Origin of the sequence: Streptomyces afghaniensis (assembly GCF_044327915.1) — a bacterium.
Taxonomy (GTDB): Bacteria; Actinomycetota; Actinomycetes; order Streptomycetales; family Streptomycetaceae; genus Streptomyces; species Streptomyces afghaniensis.
In genome coordinates, this window is the sequence record NZ_JBIRGJ010000025.1 from 1 (window position 1) to 1,095 (window position 1,095).

The 1,095-nt window shown below is 67.6% G+C and carries 1 protein-coding gene; it reads left to right on the forward strand.

Annotation, left to right across the window (positions count from 1 at the left end):
- A partial coding sequence (locus tag ACH4G3_RS42355; protein ID WP_397629492.1) for a condensation domain-containing protein occupies window positions 1-1,095 on the forward strand: 1,095 nt, incomplete at both ends.

Below are 1,095 nucleotides of genomic sequence, written 5' to 3' on the forward strand. Positions count from 1 at the left end.
CTCGAAGAACAACTCGCCTACTGGCAAACCGCCCTGGCCGGCGCACCACCCGCACTCGACCTGCCCACCGACCACCCCCGCCCGGCCACCCCCACCTACCGCGGCGCCCAACTCACCGACACACTCGACCCACACGCCGTCACCCGGCTGACCAACATCGCCCAGGACCGCGGAAGCACCCTCTTCAACGTCATGCAGTCCGTCCTGGCCGCGGTCCTCTCACGACGCGCCGGACAAGACGACATCGTCATCGGCGTCCCCGTCGCCAACCGCTCCCGCATCGAAACCGAAGACCTGATCGGCTTCTTCGTCAACACCCTGCCCCTACGCACACACATCACCCCCACCGACACCTTCCACACCCTCCTGGACCAGGTCAGCCGCACCTCCCAGGAAGGACTGACCCACCAGGACGTGCCCTTCGAACGACTCGCACAACACCTCGTCCCCGACCGCGACCGCTCCCGCAACCCCCTCTTCCAGGTCATGCTCGCCTTCCAGAACGCCCCCGCCACCGAACAGATCCTGGGCCAGACCCGCCTGACCCACCTGCCCACCGGCGACGGCACCTCCAAGTTCGACCTGATGCTCATCACCCAGCAAGACCCCACCGGCGAACTGTCACTGACCCTGGAATACAGCACCGACCTGTTCACCGAACACACCGCACACACGATCCTCAGCGACATCCTGCGCGCCTGCCACACCGCCGCGGACGACCCCGCCCAACCCGTCCATCAACTCACCGCGCTCTCCGAAACCGAACGCGAACTACTGCTGCACACCTGGAACGCCACCGACCGCGACGACACCCTCACCTGCGTCGTCGAACGGATCAGACACCACGCCGCACACACACCCCACGCCATCGCCGTCACCGACGACCACCAGTCACTCACCTACGCCGAACTCGCCGGCCGCGCCAGCCGCCTCACCCGCGAACTCCTCACCGCGGGCATCACCCCCGACGACCGAGTCGTCTACCACGGCCAACGCGGCACCACCGCCATCATCACCCTCCTCGGCATCCTGGGCGCAGGCGGCGCCTACGTCCCCCTCAACCTCCGCGCCCCCCACACCCGCCAAGCCGACATG